Source organism: Cupriavidus pauculus (assembly GCF_002858765.1).
Classification (GTDB): domain Bacteria; phylum Pseudomonadota; class Gammaproteobacteria; order Burkholderiales; family Burkholderiaceae; genus Cupriavidus; species Cupriavidus pauculus_B.
Map to the genome: position 1 here is coordinate 230,484 of NZ_PJRP01000001.1, position 24,596 is coordinate 255,079.

Genomic DNA, 24,596 nt, shown 5'->3' on the forward strand with positions numbered 1-24,596 from the left:
TCGTATCAGGCCGGAGCTTGGCTGTGAAGGGCGCGATAGATCGCGGGATTGGGGCCGGGATAGCCGCTGGCCGCCCAGGTGTAGGGCAGCACGAAGTAGGCGACACTGGCCAGTTTCACCAGCACCACGCCACCGGCATTCAGCGTGGCGAAGCGGCTGCCGCGCCAGCGCGCCAGGAAGGCGGTCACCTCCTCGGGCGTGGCCTCGGCCCATGGCGTCCGCAGGCCGGCCAGCGCCCACCGCAGCGGCGTGCTGGCCAGCAGATCCAGCAGCTTGCGCAGTTCGTGCTGGCCGTTCTGGCCCATGGCGGCAATCGTGCCGTCGATGTTCTTCACGGCGGTGTCGATGCGCCGGCCGCGCCCGGCGGCGTCCAGTGTTTGCAGGTCGATGGCCACGGCCGGCAGCAGCGCACGGAACAACGCGACATCGGCGGGCCGCAGGAAGGCCATGCCGGGGTGCGGGGGGGTGTCCGCCGGCGAGCAGCCGGTCAGCGCGGGCAACAGCGCGGAACAGGCGATGGCGGCCGAGAATCCCGCGCCCACCTTCAGGAACAGGCGGCGGCATGGGTCACGCGGGAGGTGTGGTGCCGGCGGTGCGGCAGCGCGGGCAGGTGTGGGCATCGTGTCTCCGTGATGGTTTTTTTTGTGCGGTGCTCTCGCGGTGCTGACGTCCGATACCGTCAGCCACGCAGCAGCAGGTACGTCCCCAACGTGGCAGCGTTGCGATTCTGCCGAAGCGCTCGAAAATATTTCGGATTGGCGCACGGGTTTCAAACGCACGACTGAGCGCCGCACCCCACGCCGGTCTCCCGCGACGAATGCCGTTTAATGTGACGCGAACGTGGCTGGAAAAGCGCCAAAAATAGAGCGATTCTTCAAACCATCGCATTGACCGGCCAAATGTCGGTGCCTACGATGACATCGTTCAATGTCACGATAAACGGTGTCGACGGGGTCTCGCGAAACGGCCATGACTCGTCGCCCCGCACCGGAATGCGGCCCCCATGAATGCACCTCCCGACCTGCAGGCTCATCTTCCGACCGAAGCGGAGCAGGCATGCGATATCGCCATCATCGGCAGCGGCTTTGCCGGGCTAGGTATGGGTATCCGCCTGAAGCAGTCGGGCGTCGATGACTTCGTGATCTTCGAGAAGGCCGACGCGGTGGGCGGCACCTGGCGCGACAACCATTACCCCGGGTGCGCCTGCGACGTGCAATCGCATCTCTATTCATTCTCGTTCGCACCGAATCCCGACTGGTCGCGCATGTTCTCGCCGCAGCCAGAGATCCGCCGCTACCTGGAACATTGCACCGACCGCTTCGGCCTGCGCTCGCATCTGCGGCTGGGCCACGAGCTGGTGCACGCCGAGTGGGATGCGCCCGCCGCGCTCTGGCGTCTGCGGATGCGCGATGGCCGCCGCGTGCGGGCCCGCGTGCTGATCGCGGGCATGGGTGGCCTGAGTCGGCCGTCGATTCCCGATATCCCCGGGCTCGATCGCTTCGCCGGCGCTGTGTTCCATTCGCAGCAGTGGCGCCATGACTATCCGCTGGCCGGCAAGCGCGTGGCCGTGATCGGCACCGGCGCCAGCGCTATCCAGTTCGTGCCGCAGATCGCGCCGCAGGTGGCGCAGCTCGATCTGTATCAGCGCACGCCGCCGTGGATCATGCCCAAGCCCGACCGCCAGGTGACGGCCGCCGAGCAATGGCTGTTCCGCCATCTGCCCTTCACGCAGGCGCTGATGCGCACTGGCCTGTACTGGATGCTGGAATCGCGCGTGCTCGGATTCGTGATCCATCCGAAGCTGATGAAGGCCGTGGAGCGCGTGGCGCGCCGCCATCTGAAAAAGCAGGTGCGAGACCCGGCACTGCGCCAGACGCTGACGCCGGACTACACCATCGGCTGCAAGCGCGTGCTGATCTCCAACGACTACTACCCGGCGCTGGCGCGCAGCAACGTCGACGTGGTGACCACGGGCATCGACCGCGTGGAGCCCGAGGCCGTGGTGCTGCGCGACGGTACGCGTCGGCCTGCCGACGCGATCATCCTCGGCACCGGCTTCCACGCCACCGACCCATTGCCGCGCGGCGCGATCGTTGGCCGCGACGGGCGCGACCTCCTGGACGCCTGGCGCGACGGCGCCGAAGCGTACCTGGGCACCACGGTGGCCGGCTTTCCGAACCTGTTCATGATCGTCGGCCCCAACACCGGCCTGGGTCACAGTTCGATGGTCTTAATGATCGAGTCGCAGGTGAGCTACGTACTCGACGCGCTGCGCCAGATGCGCCACGAGCGCGTGCAGGCCGTGGACGTGCGTCCGCCCGTGCAGGCGGCGTTCAATCGCGGCATCCAGCAGAAGCTGGGCCACGCGATCTGGGCGGCGGGCGGCTGCGCAAGCTGGTACATCGACCCGCGCAGCAACAAGAACACCACGCTATGGCCCGGCTTCACGTTCCAGTTCCGCCGCGCCACGCAGACGTTCCGCATGAGCGATTACGAGCGCTGGCCCGTGCGTCGCAACAGCGTTGAGCCGCTGGCGGACGCCTCGCCCGCCGATCCGATCCGCGCCTGACCCAGGCCGCCGCAGGTCCGCATCCCGCAAGACCTCAGACGCAAGACAAGGAACACCACAGGAGACACGCATGAAGGATTTCCGCAACAGGGTTGCCGCGATCACGGGCGCCGGCTCGGGCATGGGCCGTTGCCTGGCGGTGCAGCTCGCGCAGGCCGGCTGCCATGTGGCGCTGTCCGATTGCAATGAAGCCGGGCTGGCGCAGACGCTGGCCGACGTGCAACGCGCCGCGCCCGACGTGCGCGCCACCATCGCGCCGGTGGACGTGGCCGATCGCGCGGCGGTCTATGCCTGGGCCGATGCCGTGGCGCGTGACCACGGCCGCGTGAACCTGATCTTCAACAACGCCGGGGTGGCGCTGTCGAGCACGGTCGAGGGCATGAGCTACGATGACCTCGAATGGATCGTCGGCATCAACTTCTGGGGCGTGGTGTACGGCACCAAGGCATTCCTGCCGCACCTGAAGGCCAGCGGCGAAGGCCACGTGGTCAATACGTCCAGCGTGTTCGGGCTGTTCGCGCAGCCGGGCATGGGTGCCTACAACGCCAGCAAGTACGCGGTGCGCGGGTTCACCGAAGCGCTGCGCCAGGAACTGGACCTGATGGACTGCGGCGTGTCGGCCACCACGGTGCATCCGGGCGGCATCAAGACCAATATCGCGCGGGCCAGCCGGGTATCGCCCAGCGTCAACGGTCTGTTCGTGCGCGACGCGCAGCAGGGCCGCGAGGAATTCGAGAAATTCTTCATCACCACGGCCGACAAGGCCGCGCGCGTGATCCTGGATGGCGTTCGCGCCAACAAGCGTCGCGTGCTGATCGGCCCCGATGCCCTGGCCGCCGACGCCATGGTGCGCCTGCTGCCGGCCGCGTATCAGTCGCTGGTGGTGCGCGAGACGCGGCGCAAGCGCAAGCAGCTCGTGCCGGATGCCGCTACGGCCCCGGCGCGCGACGGAGAGCGCGCATGACGCGCGACGCGCTGTCCCGCGAGGCCGCGTTGCAGTCGCCGCCGGGCACGTTCACGCGCTGGTTTGGTCAGGGCCGCGTGGGCCTGATCAGTCTGTCGCGCGACACGCTGGCGCGCCGCTACGCGCTGCCTGCTTCGCGCTGGATCCAGGTGATGGGCGCGCTCGTGCACTACACCGAGGAAGGCGTGCCCGAAGGCGAGCCGCTGGTGCTGATCCACGGCTTCGGCGCGTCGCTGCATACGTGGGAAGGCCTGATGCCCGCCCTGCGCAAGCGCTACCGTGTGATTCGGCTCGACCTGGCACCGTTCGGCCTGACGGGGCCACTGCGCGATGCGCGTGACCGCATCGCGACGATGGACATCGACGCCTACCGCAGCTTTATCGATGGTTTCCTGACCGCGCTGAACCTGTCGCACGCCACGTTCATCGGCAACTCGCTGGGTGGGCTGATCGCCTGGGATCTCGCCGCGCGCCGCCCGGCCCTGGTGAACCGGCTGGTGCTGATCGACGCCGCCGGCTTTCCGATGAAGCTGCCCATCTACATCGACCTGTTCCGTCATGCGGCGGTGCGCTGGTCGGCGCCGTGGCTGCTGCCCGAGTGGATCATCCGCGCGGCCACGCGCGACGTGTATGGCGATGCCTCGCGCGTGCCCGAGGTCACGTTCCGCCGCTATGTCGATTTCTTTTACGCAGCCGGCAGCCGCGAAGCGGTGGGCCGCATGGTGCCGAAGCTCGATTTCGATCAGCTCGACACCGAGCGCCTGCGCGGCGTGCGTCAACCCACGCTGGTGCTGTGGGGCGACCGCGACCGCTGGATTCCGCCCGCGCATGCCGCGGAGTTTGCGGCGCGTATCCCCGACGTGACGCTGCACCGCTATGCGGGTCTTGGCCATGTGCCGATGGAAGAAGATCCGCAGCGCGTGGCGGCCGACCTGCTGCGCTTCCTAGACGGCGCCCGCGCGGCGTCAGCCAACCAGCCACAGGAGTCCACACCATGATGCCAGTCCGCCGCGACGTGCATCCCCACCTCCCGCCGGAACGCATTTGCGACTGGCACGAGCGCGGGCAGCACGTGACCCACTTCATCAATGCGCTGTCGATCTTCTTCCCGGCGGGCGAACGCTTCTTCATGGACAGCGTGCGCAACTACCGCGACCACGTGACCGACCCCGAACTCAGGCAGGCCGTGGCCGGCTTCATCGGGCAGGAAGCGATGCACACGCGCGAACACATCCTCTACAACCGGCTGCTGGACGATGCGGGGCTGCCCGCGTCGAAGCTCGACAACGCGGTGGCGAAGTTGCTGAACCTGCTGCGCCGGATCCTGCCGAAGTCGTGGCAGCTGGCGCACACCATCGCGCTGGAACACTACACGGCGATGCTGGCCGGCGGCATGCTGTCCGACCCGCGCCACATGGGCGAGTCGGAGCCTGGCTACCGACAGGTGTGGACATGGCACGCGCTGGAGGAAACCGAGCACAAGGCGGTGGCCTACGACGTGTGGAATGCGGTAATGAAGCCGGGCCCGTATCGCTACTTGCTGCGCACGTTCACGATGCTGACCACAACCGTCACGTTCTGGGCGCTGGTGTTCGTGTTCCACGTGCGGCTGGTGATGGCCGACAAGACGTGCCGCAACAAGCTGTTTGGCTTCGGCGGCGTTGTGAACTTCCTGTGGGGGTCTCCGGGCGTGTTGCGCAAGATGATTCCCGAATGGCTCGACTACTTCCGGCCGGGCTTCCATCCGTGGGACGAGGACAACCGTGCCGAGCTGAATCGGATCCTGCCGTTGATCGCCGAAATTGAAGAAACGGCGATTCGCGCGGGGGCCAGCCCGCGTGCGCCGTCTATCCGGAGTGCGGTGTGAGACGGTAGTGCTTCAGGCGCTTGCCACTCAATCCTTTTCGTGCAAGTGCTCCAGAATCGCCGCCACCCGGTCGCCCAGGTACTTGTTGGCCGAGATTTCCAGCGATCGCATCATCTCGGTTTCCAGTGCCACCAGCGCCAGCGGGCGAATGCGCCAGAGGACATCCACGATGCGCGGCACTTCCGACGGGGGCGGCAGCTGCCCCTCGCCGAACTTGTCGAGTTCGCGCACCACCATGCCGACGATGCGGTCCGACACGGCCTGGAAGTGACCGCGCGCGTGGTCGATGATGTCGAGCACGTCTTCGAGCGGAAAGCCCGCGCGGGCCATTTCCGCACCGGCCGCCAGGGCGCGCGGGCTGCGCGCCAGATAGCCGAAGCCGTCGGACTCCAACAATCCCAGCGAAATGGCCTTGGCCAGCGCGGGCCGCGAGATCGCGCGGCCGAACAGCCGGGCCAGTGCCAGGTAGGAATAGTGACGCGGTGCCTCGCTGTTCCACGGGCTGCTGATGGCCGTCTCCAGACCCAGGATCGAACGCAGGTCGTGGCCTTCGACGATGGCCTTGAGCAACTCCATGATGTTGGCCAGCGTGTAGCCGCGTGCCAGCAGATGGTGAATCAGCCGTAACCGGCCCAGGTGGGTCTGGGTGTAGATGCCCACGCGGCCGCGCCGCTCGGGCGGATCGATCAGGCCACGATCCTGGTAGGAGCGGATGTTGCGCACCGTGGTGCCGGCCGCGCGTGCCAGTTCGTCGATCGTGTATTCGGGATAGGCGGCGCGGTCCGATGGCGTCGCATCGGAGGGGCCGGCAGCGGAGGAGGATGGGCTGGCGCCGCGCTTGGGTGGAGGCATGGCGAAAATTCTAACCGAGGCGGAGGGGGGAGAAGGGAGGCGGCATGACCACCGGCAGCCACGGGGCACAGGCCGGCGGCACATCGTGACAGCGACGTTACAATGCGCCAACAACGTACCCGGTCCCCATGCATATCCGTTGGCTCGAAGATTTCGTCTGTCTGGCCCAGGCTGGCAGCCTTGCGCGTGCTGCGGAGCTGCGCAATGTCACGCCGCCGGCGTTCGGGCGCCGCATGCAGGCGCTGGAAGTGTGGGCCGGTGCGCCGCTGATCGACCGCAGCGTGTTTCCCGTGCGGCTGACGCACGAGGGGCGGCAGTTCCTGGAGGCCGCCCAGTCCGCGTTGCGCACCCTCGACGACACGCGTGTGGCGCTGCGGGCCGCGCACCGCGCCGATGCCAGCACCATCACCATCGCCACGGGCAAGACGCTGGCGCGGTCGATGGTGCCGGCCTGGCTGGCGGGCCTGCGCGACGCATTGCGCGATGACCCCGTGGGCGCCGGCTTTCGTACGCGGCTGTCCACGCACGCCACGCACGACGCGCTGGAGATGTTCACCGAAGGCGACGCCGACTTCCTGCTCTGCTACAGCCCGCACGACCTGCCGATCATGCTCGACGACGCGCACTACCGCTTTCACGCGGTGGGCGTGGAGCGGCTGGTCTGCGTATCGGCCGCCACGGCGCGCGGCGGCCCGGAATTCCGGCTCCAGAAGCCGAAGGCCGGTGCGCGTCCGGTGCCGGTGCCGATGATTGCCTATGCCGAGACGCTGACCATGGGCCGCATGGTCAATCAGGAGATTGCGCGCCGCAAGCTGGCAAGCTGGCTCGATGTCATCGCCGTCAGCGACTTCGCGGAGTCGGTCCACGAGATGGTGCGCCAGCGCATGGGCCTGGCGTGGCTGCCCGCGCGGCTGATTGCCGACGACCTGCACGCGGGCCGCCTGGTGCGGGCCGACCTGCACGGGGGAGACAGCGCCGACCTGGCCCTGGATATCCGCCTGTACCGGCCGCGCGCGGCAATGCGCCCGCTGGCCGAAGCGTTCTGGCAGGCCGCCTCAAAGTAGTGCGTGTGCGCCGTCGCGCACCATTCCCGACCATTGCCGAAATGGCAACTGCGATTGCCAAAGCCGCATGCTGCAGCCGTGCGCGCTCTCTACCATCGCCGGAAAACATTCACAGACCTGCCGGAGAAATCATGAACCCGATGCTGCGCGCGCTTGCCGCCGTTTCCCTTGCCAGTAGTGCCCTCGTCTCTGCCAGCGCTCTGGCGGCCGGCGGCTATCCGACCAAGCCGATCACGCTGGTGGTGGGCTACACCGCGGGCGGCAGCGTCGACCTGGTGGCGCGCACCGTGGCGCCCGAGCTGGGCAAGCGCCTGGGCCAGAGCGTGGTGATCGAGAACCTGGGCGGCGCCGGCGGCACGATCGGCGCGCAGAAGGTGGTCAAGGCCGAGGCCGATGGCTACACGCTGCTGATGGGTTCGGGCAGCGAGGTGTCGATTGCTCGCCTGACCAATCCGGCCGTGCGCTACGACGGCGAGAAGGACCTGGCGCCGATCACGTTCGTTGGCACCCAGCCGATGGTGCTGGTCGGCAAGCTGCAGCTGCCCGCCAAGGACGCCAATGAACTGATTGCGCTGGCCAAGGCCAAGCCGGGCACGCTGTCGTACGCGTCGTCGGGCGTGGGCACGCCGCTGAACCTGGCTGGCGAACTGATCAAGCAGCAGGGCAAGGTCAACATCACCCACGTGCCGTACAAGGGCGCATCGGCCATGGCCACTGACCTGCTTGGCGGCCAGATCGACCTGGCGGTGATGGTGCTGTCGTCGGCGCTGCCTCATATCCAGGCCGGCCGCGTGCGCGCCTATGGCGTGACCGAATCCAGGCGCGCCAGCGTGGCGCCCAACGTGCCGGCCCTGGCAGAGACCCCGGCGCTCAAGGGCGTGGACATGGGAGTATGGTTCGGATTGATGGCACCCGGTTCTACACCGAAGCCTGTTATCGATCGGTTGAATACTGAAATGCAGGCCGTGCTGGCGCTACCGGAGGTGCGGAAGAAGCTGGGCGAGGCCGGTGTGGAAGTCCAACCGGCCAATCCGGCCCAGTTCGGCAGCTTCGTGAAGCGCGAGACGGCCAAGTACAAGACGATCGTGCAGGCCGCTGACATCCGGGAATAAAAGCCAAGAATAACCATCTAGAAAAACAGTCAGCTTAAATAGATGTGAACAATAGTTGCCCCTACCAGGGGCAGCCAAGGAAGTCCAGATGACACAGACCCCGTCCTTCGACGCCTATCCGGTCGAAGTCGAGTTTCCCGATATCCGCCCCTATGCCCAAGGCAACACGGGCGTCGCCTATGTGCATACGTTCGACAGCGGCCTGCCTGGTCCGCATGTGATGATCAATGCACTGACGCACGGCAACGAGGTATGCGGCGCGATTACCGTGGCCGGCCTGCTCAACCACGGCCTACGTCCCCGGCGCGGGCGGCTGACGCTGGCGTTCGCCAATGTCGATGCCTATGCCACGTTCGACGCGGCCACGCCCGACGCCTCGCGCTTTGTCGACCAGGACTTCAACCGCGTGTGGACAGCAGCGGTGCTGGATGACCTGTCGCGCGATTCCTCCGAACTGCGCCGGGCGCGAGCCATGCGTCCGGTCATCGACACTGTGGACCTGCTGCTCGACCTGCATTCGATGCACGAGAAAAGCCGGCCGCTGATCGTGTCGGGGCCGCTGGGCAAGGGCGTCGCGCTGTCGCGTGCCGTGGGGGCGCCGGCTGACATCATCGTCGACGAAGGCCACCCCGAAGGCCGCCGCATGCGCGACTATGCCGATTTTGGCGACGCCGCCAGCCCGCGCAACGCGCTACTGATCGAATGCGGCCAGCACTGGGAGACCGCCGCCGTGGATGTGGCACGCGACAGCACCGCGCGCTTCCTGCTGAATGCCGGCCTCATCGACGAGGCCGACCTGCCGGCCGGCTGGCTGCGGCCGCTGCCAGCCGCGCAGCGCGTGGTGCGTGTGACCGAGCCTGTGGTGGCCATCAGCATGGACTTCCGTTTTGCGGGCCCCTACACGGGACTCGAAACCTTTGCCGACGCTGGCACCGTGATCGGGTGGCGCGATGGCGAGCCGGTGACCACGCCGTACCCGAACTGCGTGCTGGTGATGCCGTCGCTGCGCCAATTGCGGCCCGGCGTGACTGTCGTGCGGCTGGGCCAACTGGAAAGCTGAGTGGCCGCGCGCCGAGGCGCATAGATAACAACAAGAACACTGAAACTGGTTGCAGCGGGAGGGTTCAGCGGTCAGCACTGGTAAGCGGCCCCCACAAGAGGCCGTCCCCGGTGCCCGTTTTTCCTGTCATGCCGTGATATATGTCGGCGACAGCTAGATTAAGCATTTCTTTAATTCAAGGGCGTTGTCTCGTCATCCGATAACTCCGTTGTGACGATCTGCCGTCAGAGCAGACGTCGCCCGTGCGTCACAACGGCGCATGGCGTTATTCACGGAGCGCCCCTTGTCTTCTACCTCATCCCTTACCCTGCCCCAGCAGGCTGCGGCGGGCCGCGTGCGCGCGGTTGCCGGCAGCTGGAGCATCGGCACGCGCATTGCGCTGGTTGTGCTGGCTGTTCAGATCATTGCTTTCGGCGCCTTCTCGCTGGCGCTGTCGCTCAGCAGCATGAACCAGCTCGAATCGCAGGCCCGCGACGCCATCAGCGCCGAGAGCCAGACCCTGCGCGAACTGGTGGCCCAGCTCGACGACACCATGCTGCAGGAAGCTGACCGCTTCCTGCTGAACTTTGCGTCGGTACTGCCCGGCCCGTACGCGGTGGACCCGTCCCAGACCATCGAAGTGGCCGGCAAGGCCACGCCGGCCTTCCGCAGCGGCGACCTGCTGCTGAACAACAGCTTCGAGGTGCCGGATCGCTTTTTCGCCAATACCGGCGGCGTCGTGGCCACCGTGTTTGCCCGCACCGGCGACGATTACATTCGCGTGACCACGTCGCTCAAGAAGCAGGACGGGCAGCGTGCGGTGGGCACGCTGCTGGACCGCGCCAGCCCGGCCTATGCGGCCGTGGCGTCGGGCAAGTCGTACCGCTCGCTGGCCTGGCTGTTCGGCAAGCCCTATATGAGCAAGTACGAGCCGGTGCGCGACGCCGGCGGCAAGATCGTTGGCGCGCTGTACGTGGGCGTGAACGTCGAGGCCGAACTGGCCGCGCTGAAGAACCGCATCCGCCGCAAGATGATTGGCGCCGACGGTCAGTTCATCGTCATCGACGCCAAGCCCGGCGCTGACCAGGGTAAGGTGATGGTGGACCGCTCGGGCTCCGAAGGCACGGTGCAGATCGATGCGAAGGACGCCAACGGCAAGCCGTGGATTCGCGACATGATCGCCGCCAAGGACGGTGACGTGGTTGGCACGGTGGCTATCGGCAACAGCGCGCCGACCGAACGGCTGACCGCGTTCGTGACCTACCCCGACTGGCAATGGCTGATCGCGGGCACGGTGCCAATGGCTTCGCTGCGCGACGAACTCGTGGCCAGCCGCAACCGCTTCCTGGCGTTTGGCCTGCTGGTGGCGCTGGCCGTATCGGCCGCGTTCTGGTGGCTGCTGCGCCGGATGGTCAGCCATCCGCTGGGCGAAGCTGCCGACGCAGCCGGTCGCCTGGCCTCGGGCGACCTGACCACGCGCCTTGACACCCGCCGCAACGACGAGATCGGGCAGCTGATGCGCGCCATCGATGGCGTGGGCCAGGGCCTGACCGGCATCGTCGACAAGGTGCGCGGCAGCATTGGTGCCATCGCCGGCAGCACTAGCCAGATTGCCAGCGGCAACGCCGATCTGTCCGCGCGCACGGCGTCGCAGGCCGGCAGCCTGGAGCGCACGGTGGCTAGCATCGAGCAGCTGTCCGTCACCGTAAAGCAGAACGCCGACAACGCGCACGACGCCAACGCGGCCGTGGCCAGCGCGGCCGATGCGGCACGCGCGGGCGGCAGTACCGTTGGCCGCGTGGTGGGCACCATGGCCGACATCCATCGCAATGCGCAGCAGGTGGTGGACATCATCGGCATGATCGACGGCATCGCGTTCCAGACCAACATCCTGGCGCTCAATGCCGCCGTGGAAGCGGCGCGCGCGGGCGAGCACGGGCGCGGCTTTGCCGTGGTGGCTGGCGAGGTGCGCAGCCTGGCGCAGCGCAGCGCCAATGCGGCGGGCGAGATCAAGCAGCTGATCGAACGGACCGTGGCCGACCTGAAGAGCGGCAACGAGGCCGTGCAGCAGGCCGGCTCGGCCATCGACGATGTTGTGCGCCGCGTGGAAGGCATTGCGGCGCTGATGGGTGACATCAGCGTGGCATCGCGCGAGCAGTCGCAGGGGCTGGCCCAGGTCAGCGGTGCCGTGGCCGAAATGGATGGGGTCACGCAGCAGAACGCAGCCTTGGTGGAAGAAGCGGCTGCCGCGGCCGAGAGCCTGCATCACCAGGCGCAGGAACTTCGTCAGGCCGTGGAGGTGTTCCGGCTGGCCTGACCAGCCGGGCGTCCACGGCGTCCTTGCGGCCTTGCGACGTCAGGCCGCGGGGGCTGCAGCCGGTGCCGGGGCGGGTGCTGCCTGTGCCGGCGCCGGTTGCGGCTTCAGGCCCGGAAACAGCCGGTCGACCAGTTCCTCGATCTTGGCATCGGGCTGGATCAGGTGGCTCAGATTGATGCCGCCCGCGCTGCGGTTGGCGTTGAACACGGCCTTGCCCACGCGTTCGCCGTTGCGGAACACGGTGATGTCGGCCGATACCAGGAACGGCGTGATGTAGGTCTGGCGCTGGGCGGTGTAGAAGGCCGTCATCGGGCACGACGCCGCCGACGAATACGGCGGCAGCATCTTCACCTCGAAGTTGCGCGCGCGCAGCGAATTGGCAAAGTCGTCCACATACGCGTTGCCGTTGACCTGGTTGGTGACCACGCAGAACAGCGCGCCGTCGGCGCCCACTACGCGATTGCCTTCCACGCGAAACTGCGCCGGGCCGCCATAGGCACCGTTTTGGTAGCCGGCGATCGGGTCGACCTGGTCTGCGCGGTCGACCGGCGTCACGCTCTGGTAGGTGGAACAGCCCGTGGCCAGCAGGGCCAGCGTGGCGGCTATCGTTGCTCTCTTCATCTTGGATCCTGGATGCGCGTCGGCGAGGGTGCCGGCCGTCCGGATCCGCTTCGGACTTCGAGAGGCGGTTCAGGGACGCATTGCCGGCAGCATGCCTGCGTAATGTAGGCGTGCCGGCGGGCAGTCAATGCGGGGAACAGCGGGCGACAGATGCCGTAAATCGCGGAAGTGATCTGCGAATTACGTGTGCGGCGCCCGCAGCACGGGCGCGTCAACGCCGTTGCCTCAGTTGGCGCCGCCCCGGATCAGGCACTCGGACAGCAGCGGGGTGCCGCCTTCGCCCTGCCCCGCGCCCGTGCATTCGACGGCCACCTTCTGGCCGCGACGGACCATCGTGGCACGCGCTTCCACCTCGCAGGCGCGGGTGCCGGGGCCGCAGATCTGCTGGCGCAGCAGCGCCGCACGGACCACTTCGCCGGGGTTGTCGGTACGGATTTCCAGCACCAGGTTGTCACCGTCGCGGCGCACGCCGCTGGCCACCCCTTCGACGATGAAGTAACGGCCGCGATAGCGGTCGTCCGCGGCGGTGGCGTCGCTGCGATAGTCGTCGGCCAGGCCATCTGCCTGGTATTGCGGCAGCAGATCGGCGGGACGATTGGGATCGATACTGATCGGGTCGAGCGTGCCGTTGCGCGGAATGCCACGCGGCAGGCTGGCGGGCTCGTCGGGAGCGGAGACTGGGGCAAGCGGCGCGGCGTCGTGCTTCTCATTGCCCACGAACCACAGCAGGAAAAGGACGACAACGGCAACAACGGCGATCAGGGTTTGTCTGGTGCGGCTCAACATCGGGCGGGCTTCTGGGGGCTTCAGTGACTACGGGCGGAACGACAGGGACTGCGAAGTCCGCCAGTGTAGCGCGCCTGACGCCGCGTCAGCCTTCCGGCAGCAGCCAGCCCCGGGTCGCGGCGAGAATCTCGTTGGAAAGCGGCGTGCCTTGCGTGGCCCGCGACAGGATCAGCGCGCCGGCCAGCGTGGCCATCTGCGCCAGGGCCGCACAGCGACGCGCGTCGGCATCGGCGTCGGGCTGCACCTCGGCCAGGATGTCGACCAGTGTTTCCAGCCCTTCGTGGAAGGCGGCGCGTACCGGCTTGTCGTCGGACTCGCGCGCCACATCGTTGGCCAGGGCCGCCACCGCGCAGCCGGTGCCCGCATTGTTACGATTGCGCGTGGACAGGTAGGCATCGATCAGCGACGACAGCGCGGTGGCGTGATCCGGCGCCTCATTGACACGCTTGCGCCAGCGCGCTTCGGATTCCTCGAAGGCCCGGGTGCAGGCGATGGCCGCGAGCGCATCCTTCGACTCGAAATGGCCGTAGAAGCCCCCATGCGTGAGCCCGGCGGCGCCCATCAGGTCTGCCACGCTGATGCCGTGGAAGCCCTGCTCGCGAAACAGCCGCGACGACACCTGCTCAATGATGGCGCGGTTCTTCTCCGCTTCCGCTTTCGATACGCGCGGCATGATGTGCTCCAGATTGCAATGGGGCCGATGGTCCGCCACATCGCCATGCAAGTCAACGCGGCGGCGTGGAGGCTTTATTCATTCGCCGTGCCATTAACGCGTCACACGATGGTCGGCCCCTGGCTGCCGAGCGCGGCCAGGTATTGCGCGGGGCTGTACGGTGTGGGCTGGCCCCGATGGGCCAGGAAGTAGTGGCGGAGGATCTCGCCCTGCTGCTCCAGCTTGTACCGGCCGAGCGCCTTGCCCGGTTCCAGCCGATACCGATACTGGTTGAAGCCGCAGAAGTGCTGCAGTTGCTCCAACCCGCCACGCACCAGCACGTTGATACCCTGCTGGTGCTGCCAGACGTGCGCCATCTCGTGGATGAACAACCCCTGCATGGCCAGGCCCGCGGCACTGAAGTCGGTCAGGCCGCGTAGCTTGCGGCCCAGGTAGATCTGGCCATTGGGCGTGATGATGTAGTTCGCACCCTGCCAGAAGACGAAGTCTCGATGGTGGATGCGGACTGCGGCATAGTCGACGGTATCGCCGAACACCGAGCGGGCGAGGGATTGCTCGCCGGGGGTGAGGGGGCGGCCTGTACGCGCCCCCGGAGGCGGGCTCCCGCTCACTTCCCGATACAGAACCGCGTGAAAATCGTGCCCAGCAGGTCGTCGCTGGTGAACTCGCCGGTGATGCTGTTCAGGTGGTCCTGCGCGAGCCGCAGTTCTTCGGCGAACAGGTCCAGGGCCTGGGCGTTTTGCTCGGCGCGCTCCACGGCGCAGTCCAGATGCGACTGCGCGTTGCGCAGCGCGGTGAGGTGGCGTTCGCGGGCCAGGAAGGTGCCTTCGTTGCCCGATTGCCAGCCGATCAGGCGCAGCAGTTCGCGACGCATCAGGTCGATGCCGGCGCCCGTACGCGCCGAGATCCAGATCTCGGTGGGGTTGGGGCCGTTGGCCGCCACCACGTGTGGACGGTTGCCGCCGAAGCCCATTTCGCCGGCCGACGGCGCCAGGTCGATCTTGTTGACCACACGCACAATCGGCGAGCCCGGCGGCAACTGCCCACTCAGGCGGTCGTCGATGTGGTCGTCGGTTTCCGAAATGCCGTGCTCGAGGTAGTCGGCCGCATCCACCAGGTGCAGCACGATGTCGGCGCGGCGGATGGCGTCCCAGGTGCGTTCGATGCCGATGCGCTCCACCTCGTCGGCGGCATCGTCGCGCAGGCCGGCGGTGTCGATGATGTGGAGCGGGATGCCGTCGATCTGGATGGTTTCGCGCACGCGGTCGCGCGTGGTGCCGGCGATCGGCGTGACGATGGCCAGTTCCGCGCCCGCCAGCGCATTGAGCAGCGACGACTTGCCGACGTTCGGCTGCCCCGCCAGCACCACCGACAGCCCTTCGCGCAGCAGCGACCCCTGCCGCGCCTGCTTGAGCACGCCGGCGAGGCTTTCGCGAATGCGCGTCAGCTGGCCGCGCGCGTCGGACGCTTCCAGGAAGTCGATTTCCTCTTCGGGGAAGTCGAGCGTGGCTTCCACCAGCATGCGCAGGTGGATGACCTGCTCGACCAGCGCGTGGATCGCCCGCGAGAACTCGCCCTCCATCGAGCGCGCTGCCGAACGGGCGGCGGCCTCGGTGCTGGCTTCGATCAGGTCGGCCACGGCTTCGGCCTGGGCCAGGTCCAGCTTGTCGTTCAGGAAGGCGCGGCGCGTGAATTCGCCGGGCTCGGCCACGCGCAGGCCGATATCCTTGCCCGCTTCCAGGCAACGCGCCAGCAGCATCTGCATGACCACGGGGCCGCCATGGCCCTGCAGTTCGAGCACTTCTTCGCCGGTGTAGGAATTGGGTGCCGCAAAGTACAGCGCCAGGCCGTGGTCGATGACTTTGCCGTGGCTGTCCAGGAACGGCAGGTAGGTGGCGTGGCGCGGCTGCAGCGCGCGGCCGCAGACGGCGCGCATGACGCTGCCGACATCGGGGCCGGATACGCGTACGACGCCGATGCCGCCGCGGCCCGGTGCGGTGGCGATGGCGGCAATGGGAAGCTGGGTAGCGGTCATGTGCGGTATTGTCGCAGATCGTCCCGCCAGCCGGATGGGCCCCGGCTCATGCTGGCGAGTCGCTGGGCGGGTCGACGGACAGGCACGCGCACAGCAGCCCGCGCGCCACGACACCGTCGATCACGGCGCCGAGTTCCGACTGCCGCGCCACCAGCTTCTTGCGCAGGCGCTTGCGATAGCGGCCGGGCAGGACGTCGGACAGCGCCTCGATCGCATAGCGCAGGCGCTTGTTGCCAATGCGCAGCTTGTGAACGTGCTCGGTCTTCCCGTCGCGGGCGATGCGGGCCCGTTCCCGGACCTTGTCGCGCGCCTTGCGGATCCGACTGGGGGCGAACGTTTCGAGCCTGCCCTTGGCGTCCTGTTCCGACAGATGCAGCAGGTCGCGTTTCAAGGTCGGCAGCGGGGATTGCCGGTAGCGTGACAATCTTGTCATCATCTCGGCGTGGGCTATGGTGCGCCTGGCCTGGGCGGTCTGGATCAGCGCCACCAGCATGGCGTCTTCGGGCTGCTTCTCCAGCGCCGGGGCCAGCGTTTCGGCGATGAAGACGTCCCAGTCGCGCACATCGCCGGCGGCGTCGGCCACGTCATGCAGGGCCTGCTTCCAGCGGGCCTTGACCTGGTCCGGCAGCACCGGCCCGAAGGCCCATGCCACCGCGCGCAGGTGGCGCACGGCCACGCGCAACTCATGGACATCCTCGACTTCATCGCGATGCTGCAGCGCGTCCAGGCGATCGTGAACGGCCTGCAGGCCCGACTCGCCCAGGGCAACGAACGCGGTGGCGGGACGCATCTTCCGGTGCAGCACAGGCTGACGGCCCATTGCGATGTCCCTGAAGTGGAAAAGGAGTAACTGCGCGGTGCCCGTCTAGTGTAGGCGATGGCGCACGCGGTCGCCGTCCGCCGCCGTCTGATTCCTAACGCGTGGCCACGATGAACACGCGCGGGAAGGGCAGCAGCACGGTGCCGTCGGGCATCGCGGGGAACACCTTGGTCAGCGCGGCTTCGTACTGGCGCAAGTACTCGGTTTTTTCAGCATCATCCAGCGGCGCCAGGAAGGGTCGCAGGCCGCTGCCCTTGAACCATTCGACGATCGCGGCCGCCCCGCCCTTGAGCGGGTGCTGGTAGATCGTCCGCCAGATATCCACGCGCGAGCAGTGCGGCTTGAGCAGTTCGTAATACCAGCGTTCCGACGCCAGCGCAGTGCGGGCATCGGCGGCGGCGGCCAGCTTGGGCGCCCAGGGGCCGGTCAGCGCCGTTTCGCGCATCAGCAGGTGCGGCGGCTCGTTCAGGTTGTCCGGCATCTGCACGGCCAGGCTGCCGCCCGGCGCGAGCTTGCCGATCAGCGACGGAAACAGCGTGGCGTGATCGGGCACCCACTGGAACACGGCGTTGGCCAGGATCACGTCCCAGGGGCCGCCATCGGCCCATTGCGTGACGTCCGCGATATCGAAGTGCAGGTTCGGCAGCCGCTTGCGTGCGGCGGCGATCATGTCGGCGTCGCTGTCCAGGCCGGTGACCTGGGCGCTGCCGTAGCGGGCCGCCAGCACCTCGGTCGAGTTGCCGGGCCCGCAGCCAATGTCGACCACCCGTGCGGCGTTGACGGTGGGGATGGCCCCGACCAGATCCCGCACCGGGCGGGTCCGTTCATCCTCGAATTGCACGTACTGGCTGGCCGACCATGTCATGGCGTATCTCCTTGTCCTGTTGATTGGCTTCTAGTCTTATATAAGACATAAGACTAGAAGCATACGCCGAAAAAGAAAAACCCGGCTGGCAGCCGGGTTTTCCGCGGGTCGGGTTTGCAACCGGGAGGTCAGCTCTTGGCCACCGCCGCGGTCTTGCCCTTGCCGAGCATGCGGTTGATCTGCCACTGCTGGGCGATCGACAGGATGTTGTTCACAACCCAGTACAGCACCAGGCCGGCCGGGAAGAAGAAGAACATGAACGAGAACACCAGCGGCATGATCATCATGACCTTGGCCTGGACGGGGTCCGGCGGGGTCGGGTTCAGCCTGGTCTGCACGAACATCGACACGGCCATCACGATCGGCAGGATGTAGAACGGATCCGGCACCGACAGGTCATGAATCCAGCCCAGCCACGGCGCGCCGCGCATTTCCACCGACGACAGCAGCACCCAGTACAGCGCGATGAACACCGGAATCTGGATCACGATCGGCAGGCAGCCGCCGAGCGGATTGACCTTCTCGGTGCGGTACAGCGCCATCATTTCCTGGTTCATCTTCTGCGGGTCGCCCTTGTAGCGCTCGCGGACGGCCGTCATGCGCGGTTGCAGGTCCTTCATCTTGCCCATCGACTTGTAGCTGGCAGCCGACAGCGGGAAGAACACCAGCTTGATCAGCACGGTCAGCGCGATGATCGACCAGCCCCAGTTGTTCAGGAAGCCGTGCAGCTTTTCCAGCAGCCAGAACAGCGGCTTGGCCAGGATGGTCAGCCAGCCGTAGTCCTTGACCAGTTCCAGGCCCGGGGTGATCTGCTCGAGCATGCGCTCTTCCTGCGGACCGGCGAACAGGCGGGCATCGGTGGTCACCGTGGCGCCCGGGGCCACCTGGCCCAGCGGCTGCTGCACACCCACGCGGTACAGGTTCGGATCGATCTGTTCCGCGTAGAAGCTGTGCTGCTTGCCGGTCTGCGGAATCCAGGCCGATGCGAAGTAGTGCTGCACCATCGCCACCCAGCCGTTGTCGGTGGCGGCCGGCACGGAGGCCTTGCCCTTGGCGATGTCGTCGAACGTGATCTTGTGGTACTTGTCGGCGTTCGTGTAGATGGCCGGACCCGTGAACGTGCTGTAGAACTGCGACTGTTCCACTTTGGTGCCGTCACGCGCCAGTTCCATGTACAGCGTCGGCGAAACCGGCGTGGTGCCAGTGTTCGTCACGTCGAAACGGGCGTCGACCACATAGCTGCCCTTGCGGAACGTGTAGGTCTTCACGAACTTCACGCCGCTCTTTTCGGCCGTCAGCACGACGTCGAGCTTGTCCTGACCCGGCGCCAGTGCACGGGCGCCCGGGGCGGCCGTGAACACCGTGGTGTGGTTCGGCAGGTCGCCGCCGATCAGGCCCGAACGGGCCAGATAGGTGCGCTGTGCATCACGCTCGAACAGTACAACCGGCTTGCCGTCCTTTTCGTGCTCGTTGAGCAGTTCCAGGCGCGACAGGATGCCGCCTGCGGTGTCGATCTCGGCACGCACTTCGTCAGTGGTGACGATGACCTTCTCGCCGGTGGGCTGGGCTGCCGCTTGCGGCGCGCCGGGCACTGCGCCAGGGGCCGATGCGCTCGTGGCGTTGGCCTTGGGCACGTCACCCTGCGCCGTGGCGCCGCTCGCGCCACCGGCCGGAGCGGCCTGTTGCGTGTTGGCGCTCGGGAAGAACATCGACGCGTGGCCGTTGGCGCGCTGCCAGTTGTCGTAGAGCAGCACGAGGGACATCGAGAAGATGACCCACAGGATGGTGCGTTTGATATCCATGTCTCGCTATGGTCTGGGGGAATCAGGGTCTGGGGAGCCGGACCGTGACGGACGGGCGGCCGGATGCGGTGGCTGCGGGAGGCACCGCTGAGGCCTTTCCGTGTACTACAGGCTCGGGCACGGGATCATACCCGCCCTTTGCGAAAGGATGGCAACGGCAGAGTCTGCACGCGGTCATCCACGTGCCACGCGCGGGGCCATGGCTGATGATGGCGTCGCGGGCATAGTCGGAACATGTTGGCAGGAAGCGGCACTGCGAGCCCAGGTAAGGACTCAGGGCGATCTTGTAGATGCGCAGCAGGGCAAGCAGGATTCGCTTCATGATGATGATCAGGCTGGCGCGGGTGGCGCGGCAGGCGTGGCCGACGCAGGCGGCTCGCCGGATGCCGGGACGGTTGGCGCAGGTGGCAGTGGCCTGGCGGCCACATCCAGCAAGCTGCCAAGTTCGGCCTGGCAGGCGCGCCGTATGGCCGACCGGCTGGCAAAGTCCGCACGCGGAAACTTTGCCTGCAACCGCAACAGGATATCGCGGCCCGCGAATTGGTCCTGCCGGCTGCGAAACAGTTCCCGCACCATGCGCTTTACAAGATTGCGCTCGGCGGCGCGCGGCGCAAACTTCTTGCCCACGACAATGCCCAGCCTGGCCTGCGGCTGGCCATTGGCCCGGACATACAGCACGAAATGCGTGCTGCGACGCCGGGGCCGCAAAGCAAAAACGGATGAAAATTCATCCGTCTTTGTCAGCCTCGCGGCTTTGGGAAAGGCATGGGTCGACACGCTGGTCAAAGCTAGCGGCAAGCCGGGCTTCGGCGGCGGTCCTGGCCATCCTGAGTGCGAGGCGCTGGACCGGACGGCGGGAGCAACGTGCAACGGCGAACCGTCACGCTGCCTTCCATCCGGGCCGGTCGCCCGGCCCTCAGATTGCCAGGCGCTTGCGGCCCTTGGCGCGGCGGGCGTTGATCACGGCACGGCCGCCGCGGGTCTTCATGCGCACGCGGAAACCATGGGTACGCTTGCGGCGGGTAACGGAAGGTTGGTAGGTACGTTTCATGTTGCACTCTCTGGTTGATCCGGGCTTCCTGGGCGCCGGCTGATGCCGGGGCGCCTTGGCCGCCGCGTATGGTTCGCATGGGGCTGCCGCAATGCAGACGCTCGGTATACGTTGAGGTTGCTGCGGCCATGCCGACGATTCTGGTTCTGTCTTGCTGCCGGCCGCCGCTGGCCCCGGCCGTGTAGCCGGAAGCACAGGCGGGGATCAGGCCGCTCGCCTGATGCCGCACATGTTTACATGAGCGGTACGGGCCAGACCCGGCGATGCGCATACGTGATCCCCTGCCGCATCGCAGAACCCGCCATTTAAACGATTTTCGTCGCGGGTGTCAAGGCGCCGGATGGCCACTTCCAGTCTGGCCACCAGATGTGCCGCGCACGCCGCCACGAGCCACGGCACGCGCCGGTGCACCATTGTCCACAACACTCGGTGGGTAACTCTGTGGGTATTCCCGGTCACCTATCGGTGGTAGCAGGACAGGTCAAGTGCTTGTTTCCGATGGATTATCAGGTGTCCGAGGCCCTTGTCTGGCGTGCCTTCCGCGCCGGTTGTGCACACAAATCCACTGAATTTTCACAACTTGTCCACAGGGTTATCCTTTGTGGATAACTTGGGGCGGGGGGTACAATCCGGGTCCAAACACTACACGGGCCGCGTGGCGCACGCACAACCCGGGACTGCCTGCCTCGGTATACCGCGATGTATACCTATTCGAACTGCCGTTGCGATGCACTGCATTCGTGGACGGTGTATTGCCTTTCGCGTCTGGAAAATGACGTGCAAGGCATGTGCAGGGGCCCGGTACGCAAGCGTTGCGTCCACCCGTGACGTGTCATCGGCGCGATGGCACGGTCACTCAGAAGAACACATGCAAGATTTCTGGCAGGCAGCAGCCGCGCAACTCGAGCGCGAACTGACGCCCCAACAATTCAAAACCTGGATCAAGCCGTTGGCGCCCGTCGCCTTCGACGAGGAAGCGCATGCGCTGCGGATTGCCGCGCCGAACCGCTTCAAGCTCGACTGGGTCAAGAGCCAGTTTTCGGGGCGGATTACCGCGCTTGCGTGCGAATACTGGGAAACGCAGGTCAGCGTTCACTTTGTTCTGGACCCGGCGGCCTCGGGCCGCGCCGCCAGTTATACGCAGCAAGCCATGCAGCAGGGCGGCCACGACGGCATGACGTCCGCTGCAATGGGTGCGGGCGGCCCGACCTATCCCGGCGCTTCGGCGAACATGCCCGCCGGCATGGCCGGCCAGGCGTTCGGCCACGCTCCGGTACCGCATCCGCAGTCGCTCCAGGCGGGCGGCTATCACGAGCATGCCGGCCATCCGAACGGCGGCCAGCCTGGCTATGGCGCACCGGCCGGCCAAGCGCCCTATCCGGCTGGACCTGGCGCCACGCCGCATCGCGGCGCGGCGCCGACCGGGCATCCGTTGCAGGGCGGCACCCATGCGCCGATGCAGGACATGGGCGACATTGACATGGCGCAGATGGATGCATCCGAAGCCAGTGCCCGTTCGTTCCGCGTGCCGGTCCAGCAGCCGCCCGCGGCTGGCGCACAGCCGACCGACACGGTTCACGAGCGTTCGCGCCTGAACCCGATCCTGACGTTCGACAATTTCGTGACCGGCAAGGCCAACCAGCTGGCCCGCGCCGCGGCCATCCAGGTGGCCAACAACCCGGGCAAGTCGTACAACCCGCTATATCTCTATGGCGGCGTCGGCCTGGGCAAGACCCACCTGATTCACGCTATCGGCAACTTCATGCTGATGGAGAACCCGCGCGCCCGCATCCGCTACATCCATGCCGAACAGTACGTGTCGGATGTGGTGAAGGCCTACCAGCGGAAGGCGTTCGACGAATTCAAGCGCTACTACCACTCGCTGGACCTGCTGCTGATCGACGATATTCAGTTCTTCTCCGGCAAGAACCGCACGCAGGAAGAGTTCTTCTACGCGTTCGAGGCGCTGATCGCCAACCGTGCACAGGTGATCATCACCAGCGATACCTATCCGAAGGAAATCACCGGCATCGACGACCGGCTGATCTCGCGCTTCGACTCCGGCCTGACAGTGGCGATCGAGCCACCCGAGCTGGAAATGCGCGTGGCCATCCTGATGAAGAAGGCCGCCGCCGAAAACGTGAGCGTGCCCGAGGAAGTGGCGTTCTTCGTGGCTAAACACCTGCGTTCCAACGTGCGCGAGCTGGAAGGGGCGCTGCGCAAGATCCTGGCGTTCTCGAACTTCCACGGCAAGGACATCACGATTGAGGTTACGCGCGAGGCGCTCAAGGACCTGCTGACCGTGCAGAACCGCCAGATCTCCGTGGAGAACATCCAGAAGACCTGCGCCGACTTCTACAACATCAAGGTCGCGGACATGTACTCGAAGAAGCGGCCGGCCAATATCGCGCGGCCGCGGCAGATTGCGATGTACCTGGCCAAGGAACTGACGCAGAAGAGCCTGCCGGAAATCGGCGAGCTGTTCGGCGGACGCGACCACACCACGGTGCTGCACGCCGTGCGCAAGATCGCCGACGAGCGTAGCAAGGACGCGCAGCTGAACCACGAGCTGCACGTGCTGGAACAGACGCTCAAGGGCTGATTCGCGGGTTTTGAAGGGCGGCCTTGCCGGGCTGGCATACTACTGGGTGCGCGTCCGGCGGCAAGCGGGCGCCAGAGCAACTGTTGCATCGCGGGAAACCGGCCTCAGATAAGGCTTTGCGGTGAGTCGGGACGAATTGGCGGGAGTAGACGCCCGGATCGTGGCATTTTGTGCACAGTCCGGCGCCCCACCGGATTCGCCCCGCTTCACCGCAGCGGCTTATCCTTGGTACAATACGGCATTAACTCTTTGATTCCAAAGTGGAAATTGGATATCGGAGTTTCACCTGATTCCGCGGTCGCCGACGACAAACGACGAAGGATAAATTCAATGCAATTGGTCAAAACCTCGCGAGACAATCTGCTGCGTCCGCTGCAAATCGTGAGCGGCATCGTGGAGCGCCGCCACACCCTCCCGATCCTGGCCAACCTGCTGATTCGCAAGTCCGGCTCGAACGTATCCTTCCTCTCGACCGACATCGAGATCCAGATCACCACGCACGCCGAATGCGGCGTTGGCAGCGACGACGTGGCCACCACCGTGGCCGCGCGCAAGCTGCTGGACATCCTGCGCGCGATGCCTGACGGCGACGTGGCGCTGTCGCTCAACGACAAGCGCATGACCGTGCAATCGGGCAAGAGCCGCTTTGCACTGCAGACGCTGGCCGCGGAAGAATTCCCGACCGTTGCCGAAGCCGCCGAGTTCAACGCGAGCGTCAGCCTGCCGCAGAAGACGTTCAAGCATCTGCTGGCGATGGTGCATTTCGCGATGGCGCAGCAGGACATCCGCTACTACCTGAACGGCATGCTGCTGGTCGTGGACGGCAAGAAGGTCATGGCCGTGGCCACCGACGGCCACCGCCTGGCGTACTGCGGCGTGGAACTCGAAAACGAGGCCACCGGCGTGGGTTCGCGTCAGGAAGTGATCATCCCGCGCAAGACCATCCTGGAACTGCAGCGCCTGCTGGAAGACAACGACGATCCCGTGCAGGTGCAGCTGGCCGCGAATCAGGTCAAGTTCTCGTTTGCCAACGTGGAGCTGATCAGCAAGCTGGTGGAAGGCAAGTTCCCGGACTTCCAGCGCGTGATCCCGAAGGGTTACAAGAACGCGTTCGCGATCGACCGCGTGCAGCTGCAACAGGCGCTGCAGCGTACCGCGATCCTGACCACCGACAAGTTCAAGGGCGTGCGTTGCATTCTCGACACGCACGTGCTGAAGATCAGCTCGACCAACGCCGACCAGGAAGAGGCGCAGGAAGAACTGGAACTCGACTATTCGGGCGACGCGCTCGATATCGGCTTTAACGTGACCTACCTGCTCGACGTACTCGGCAACCTCAAGAGCGAACAGGTGCAGGTCAGCCTCGGCGACTCCAATTCGAGTGCGCTGATTACCGTGCCGGAAGACGACAACTTCAAGTACGTCGTGATGCCGATGCGCATTTGATGGTCCGCACCGAGTCGCCATCCATACACAATCGGGCACACACCGCAGCAGGGGCCGGGTCCACGGGATCCGCCCCTTTTGCCGTTTTTAAGTAACCCGCAAATGCGGACG

At 66.3% G+C, this 24,596-nt stretch carries 23 protein-coding genes; 10 read left to right on the forward strand and 13 right to left on the reverse strand.

The window, feature by feature from the left end:
- Positions 1-5: 5 nt before the first annotated feature.
- Positions 6-620 (reverse strand): hypothetical protein, encoded by a 615-nt coding sequence (locus CYJ10_RS00995; RefSeq protein ID WP_101679719.1) that lies wholly within the window; start codon positions 618-620, stop codon positions 6-8.
- Positions 621-1,003: 383 nt separating this feature from the next.
- Here CYJ10_RS00995 and CYJ10_RS01000 point away from each other — a divergent pair, with 383 nt between their 5' ends.
- The 4 genes from CYJ10_RS01000 to CYJ10_RS01015 all read left to right on the forward strand — a co-directional run bounded on the left by CYJ10_RS01000 (position 1,004) and on the right by CYJ10_RS01015 (position 5,400).
- On the forward strand, positions 1,004-2,569 hold the full coding sequence (locus tag CYJ10_RS01000) for a flavin-containing monooxygenase (RefSeq protein ID WP_101679720.1): 1,566 nt from the start codon (positions 1,004-1,006) through the stop codon (positions 2,567-2,569).
- 70 nt (positions 2,570-2,639) lie between these two features.
- A complete protein-coding gene (locus tag CYJ10_RS01005) occupies positions 2,640-3,533 on the forward strand; it encodes an SDR family NAD(P)-dependent oxidoreductase (RefSeq protein WP_101679721.1) in 894 nt (297 codons plus the stop codon).
- Complete coding sequence (locus CYJ10_RS01010) at positions 3,530-4,531, forward strand: alpha/beta fold hydrolase (protein ID WP_101679722.1); 1,002 nt, start codon at positions 3,530-3,532, stop codon at positions 4,529-4,531. Before CYJ10_RS01005 ends, CYJ10_RS01010 begins: the two co-directional genes overlap by 4 nt.
- The gene (locus CYJ10_RS01015; protein ID WP_101679723.1) at positions 4,528-5,400 is read left to right on the forward strand and encodes a metal-dependent hydrolase; all 873 of its coding nucleotides are present in this window, start codon (positions 4,528-4,530) and stop codon (positions 5,398-5,400) included. The genes CYJ10_RS01010 and CYJ10_RS01015 overlap by 4 nt, the downstream gene beginning before the upstream one ends.
- A gap of 27 nt (positions 5,401-5,427) precedes the next feature.
- Here the strand turns inward: CYJ10_RS01015 and CYJ10_RS01020 are convergent, their stop codons facing one another.
- Entirely contained in the window at positions 5,428-6,252 is an 825-nt protein-coding gene (locus CYJ10_RS01020) for a MerR family transcriptional regulator (RefSeq protein WP_101679724.1), read from the reverse strand.
- Positions 6,253-6,380: 128 nt separating this feature from the next.
- Between CYJ10_RS01020 and CYJ10_RS01025 the strand changes: the two genes are divergently transcribed.
- From CYJ10_RS01025 to CYJ10_RS01040, 4 genes are all read left to right on the forward strand, one after another.
- Positions 6,381-7,316 carry a LysR family transcriptional regulator gene (locus CYJ10_RS01025; RefSeq protein WP_101679725.1) on the forward strand — a complete coding sequence of 312 codons (936 nt, stop codon included), beginning with the start codon at positions 6,381-6,383 and terminating at the stop codon, positions 7,314-7,316.
- Positions 7,317-7,447: 131 nt separating this feature from the next.
- Complete coding sequence (locus CYJ10_RS01030) at positions 7,448-8,428, forward strand: Bug family tripartite tricarboxylate transporter substrate binding protein (protein ID WP_101679726.1); 981 nt, start codon at positions 7,448-7,450, stop codon at positions 8,426-8,428.
- 88 nt (positions 8,429-8,516) lie between these two features.
- A complete protein-coding gene (locus CYJ10_RS01035; protein WP_101679727.1) occupies positions 8,517-9,488 on the forward strand; it encodes a M14 family metallopeptidase in 972 nt (323 codons plus the stop codon).
- A 283-nt stretch (positions 9,489-9,771) separates the two neighbouring features.
- On the forward strand, positions 9,772-11,784 hold the full coding sequence (locus CYJ10_RS01040; RefSeq protein ID WP_257991903.1) for a methyl-accepting chemotaxis protein: 2,013 nt from the start codon (positions 9,772-9,774) through the stop codon (positions 11,782-11,784).
- A gap of 39 nt (positions 11,785-11,823) precedes the next feature.
- Here the strand turns inward: CYJ10_RS01040 and CYJ10_RS01045 are convergent, their stop codons facing one another.
- The 11 genes from CYJ10_RS01045 to rpmH form a co-directional block, all read right to left on the reverse strand.
- Complete coding sequence (locus CYJ10_RS01045) at positions 11,824-12,405, reverse strand: Sbal_3080 family lipoprotein (protein WP_101679729.1); 582 nt, start codon at positions 12,403-12,405, stop codon at positions 11,824-11,826.
- 225 nt (positions 12,406-12,630) lie between these two features.
- A complete protein-coding gene (locus CYJ10_RS01050) occupies positions 12,631-13,191 on the reverse strand; it encodes an OB-fold protein (protein ID WP_101679730.1) in 561 nt (186 codons plus the stop codon).
- An 85-nt stretch (positions 13,192-13,276) separates the two neighbouring features.
- Positions 13,277-13,864 (reverse strand): TetR/AcrR family transcriptional regulator, encoded by a 588-nt coding sequence (locus CYJ10_RS01055; RefSeq protein ID WP_101679731.1) that lies wholly within the window; start codon positions 13,862-13,864, stop codon positions 13,277-13,279.
- A gap of 101 nt (positions 13,865-13,965) precedes the next feature.
- Positions 13,966-14,400 carry a hypothetical protein gene (locus CYJ10_RS01060; protein WP_257991907.1) on the reverse strand — a complete coding sequence of 145 codons (435 nt, stop codon included), beginning with the start codon at positions 14,398-14,400 and terminating at the stop codon, positions 13,966-13,968.
- A 71-nt stretch (positions 14,401-14,471) separates the two neighbouring features.
- Positions 14,472-15,899, reverse strand: coding sequence for a tRNA uridine-5-carboxymethylaminomethyl(34) synthesis GTPase MnmE (mnmE, locus tag CYJ10_RS01065; protein ID WP_101679733.1), 1,428 nt, complete (start codon positions 15,897-15,899; stop codon positions 14,472-14,474).
- A gap of 46 nt (positions 15,900-15,945) precedes the next feature.
- Complete coding sequence (locus CYJ10_RS01070; RefSeq protein WP_101679734.1) at positions 15,946-16,719, reverse strand: CHAD domain-containing protein; 774 nt, start codon at positions 16,717-16,719, stop codon at positions 15,946-15,948.
- A gap of 94 nt (positions 16,720-16,813) precedes the next feature.
- Positions 16,814-17,584 (reverse strand): trans-aconitate 2-methyltransferase, encoded by a 771-nt coding sequence (gene tam / locus CYJ10_RS01075; RefSeq protein ID WP_101679735.1) that lies wholly within the window; start codon positions 17,582-17,584, stop codon positions 16,814-16,816.
- Between the two features lie 128 nt (positions 17,585-17,712).
- The gene (yidC, locus tag CYJ10_RS01080) at positions 17,713-19,386 is read right to left on the reverse strand and encodes a membrane protein insertase YidC (protein WP_101679736.1); all 1,674 of its coding nucleotides are present in this window, start codon (positions 19,384-19,386) and stop codon (positions 17,713-17,715) included.
- Between the two features lie 22 nt (positions 19,387-19,408).
- Entirely contained in the window at positions 19,409-19,708 is a 300-nt protein-coding gene (gene yidD / locus CYJ10_RS01085; RefSeq protein ID WP_101679737.1) for a membrane protein insertion efficiency factor YidD, read from the reverse strand.
- An 8-nt stretch (positions 19,709-19,716) separates the two neighbouring features.
- A complete protein-coding gene (gene rnpA, locus CYJ10_RS01090) occupies positions 19,717-20,163 on the reverse strand; it encodes a ribonuclease P protein component (RefSeq protein ID WP_101680368.1) in 447 nt (148 codons plus the stop codon).
- 139 nt (positions 20,164-20,302) lie between these two features.
- The gene (gene rpmH / locus CYJ10_RS01095; protein WP_008650850.1) at positions 20,303-20,437 is read right to left on the reverse strand and encodes a 50S ribosomal protein L34; all 135 of its coding nucleotides are present in this window, start codon (positions 20,435-20,437) and stop codon (positions 20,303-20,305) included.
- An 868-nt stretch (positions 20,438-21,305) separates the two neighbouring features.
- Here rpmH and dnaA point away from each other — a divergent pair.
- Together dnaA and dnaN are read left to right on the forward strand one after the other, a co-directional pair.
- Positions 21,306-23,039 carry a chromosomal replication initiator protein DnaA gene (gene dnaA, locus CYJ10_RS01100; protein ID WP_101679738.1) on the forward strand — a complete coding sequence of 578 codons (1,734 nt, stop codon included), beginning with the start codon at positions 21,306-21,308 and terminating at the stop codon, positions 23,037-23,039.
- 330 nt (positions 23,040-23,369) lie between these two features.
- Complete coding sequence (gene dnaN / locus CYJ10_RS01105; RefSeq protein ID WP_092600480.1) at positions 23,370-24,485, forward strand: DNA polymerase III subunit beta; 1,116 nt, start codon at positions 23,370-23,372, stop codon at positions 24,483-24,485.
- The last annotated feature ends 111 nt before the right edge of the window (positions 24,486-24,596 follow it).

What these genes read in the sequence shown, in the direction of transcription:
- CYJ10_RS00995 (WP_101679719.1), bottom strand. Translation starts at nt 620, where the DNA reads ATGCCCACACCTGCCCGCGCTGCCGCACCGCCGGCACCACACCTCCCG.
- CYJ10_RS01000 (WP_101679720.1), top strand. Translation starts at nt 1,004, where the DNA reads ATGAATGCACCTCCCGACCTGCAGGCTCATCTTCCGACCGAAGCGGAG.
- CYJ10_RS01005 (WP_101679721.1), top strand. Translation starts at nt 2,640, where the DNA reads ATGAAGGATTTCCGCAACAGGGTTGCCGCGATCACGGGCGCCGGCTCG.
- CYJ10_RS01010 (WP_101679722.1), top strand. Translation starts at nt 3,530, where the DNA reads ATGACGCGCGACGCGCTGTCCCGCGAGGCCGCGTTGCAGTCGCCGCCG.
- CYJ10_RS01015 (WP_101679723.1), top strand. Translation starts at nt 4,528, where the DNA reads ATGATGCCAGTCCGCCGCGACGTGCATCCCCACCTCCCGCCGGAACGC.
- CYJ10_RS01020 (WP_101679724.1), bottom strand. Translation starts at nt 6,252, where the DNA reads ATGCCTCCACCCAAGCGCGGCGCCAGCCCATCCTCCTCCGCTGCCGGC.
- CYJ10_RS01025 (WP_101679725.1), top strand. Translation starts at nt 6,381, where the DNA reads ATGCATATCCGTTGGCTCGAAGATTTCGTCTGTCTGGCCCAGGCTGGC.
- CYJ10_RS01030 (WP_101679726.1), top strand. Translation starts at nt 7,448, where the DNA reads ATGAACCCGATGCTGCGCGCGCTTGCCGCCGTTTCCCTTGCCAGTAGT.
- CYJ10_RS01035 (WP_101679727.1), top strand. Translation starts at nt 8,517, where the DNA reads ATGACACAGACCCCGTCCTTCGACGCCTATCCGGTCGAAGTCGAGTTT.
- CYJ10_RS01045 (WP_101679729.1), bottom strand. Translation starts at nt 12,405, where the DNA reads ATGAAGAGAGCAACGATAGCCGCCACGCTGGCCCTGCTGGCCACGGGC.
- CYJ10_RS01050 (WP_101679730.1), bottom strand. Translation starts at nt 13,191, where the DNA reads ATGTTGAGCCGCACCAGACAAACCCTGATCGCCGTTGTTGCCGTTGTC.
- CYJ10_RS01055 (WP_101679731.1), bottom strand. Translation starts at nt 13,864, where the DNA reads ATGCCGCGCGTATCGAAAGCGGAAGCGGAGAAGAACCGCGCCATCATT.
- mnmE (WP_101679733.1), bottom strand. Translation starts at nt 15,899, where the DNA reads ATGACCGCTACCCAGCTTCCCATTGCCGCCATCGCCACCGCACCGGGC.
- CYJ10_RS01070 (WP_101679734.1), bottom strand. Translation starts at nt 16,719, where the DNA reads ATGGGCCGTCAGCCTGTGCTGCACCGGAAGATGCGTCCCGCCACCGCG.
- tam (WP_101679735.1), bottom strand. Translation starts at nt 17,584, where the DNA reads ATGACATGGTCGGCCAGCCAGTACGTGCAATTCGAGGATGAACGGACC.
- yidC (WP_101679736.1), bottom strand. Translation starts at nt 19,386, where the DNA reads ATGGATATCAAACGCACCATCCTGTGGGTCATCTTCTCGATGTCCCTC.
- yidD (WP_101679737.1), bottom strand. Translation starts at nt 19,708, where the DNA reads ATGAAGCGAATCCTGCTTGCCCTGCTGCGCATCTACAAGATCGCCCTG.
- rpmH (WP_008650850.1), bottom strand. Translation starts at nt 20,437, where the DNA reads ATGAAACGTACCTACCAACCTTCCGTTACCCGCCGCAAGCGTACCCAT.
- dnaA (WP_101679738.1), top strand. Translation starts at nt 21,306, where the DNA reads ATGCAAGATTTCTGGCAGGCAGCAGCCGCGCAACTCGAGCGCGAACTG.
- dnaN (WP_092600480.1), top strand. Translation starts at nt 23,370, where the DNA reads ATGCAATTGGTCAAAACCTCGCGAGACAATCTGCTGCGTCCGCTGCAA.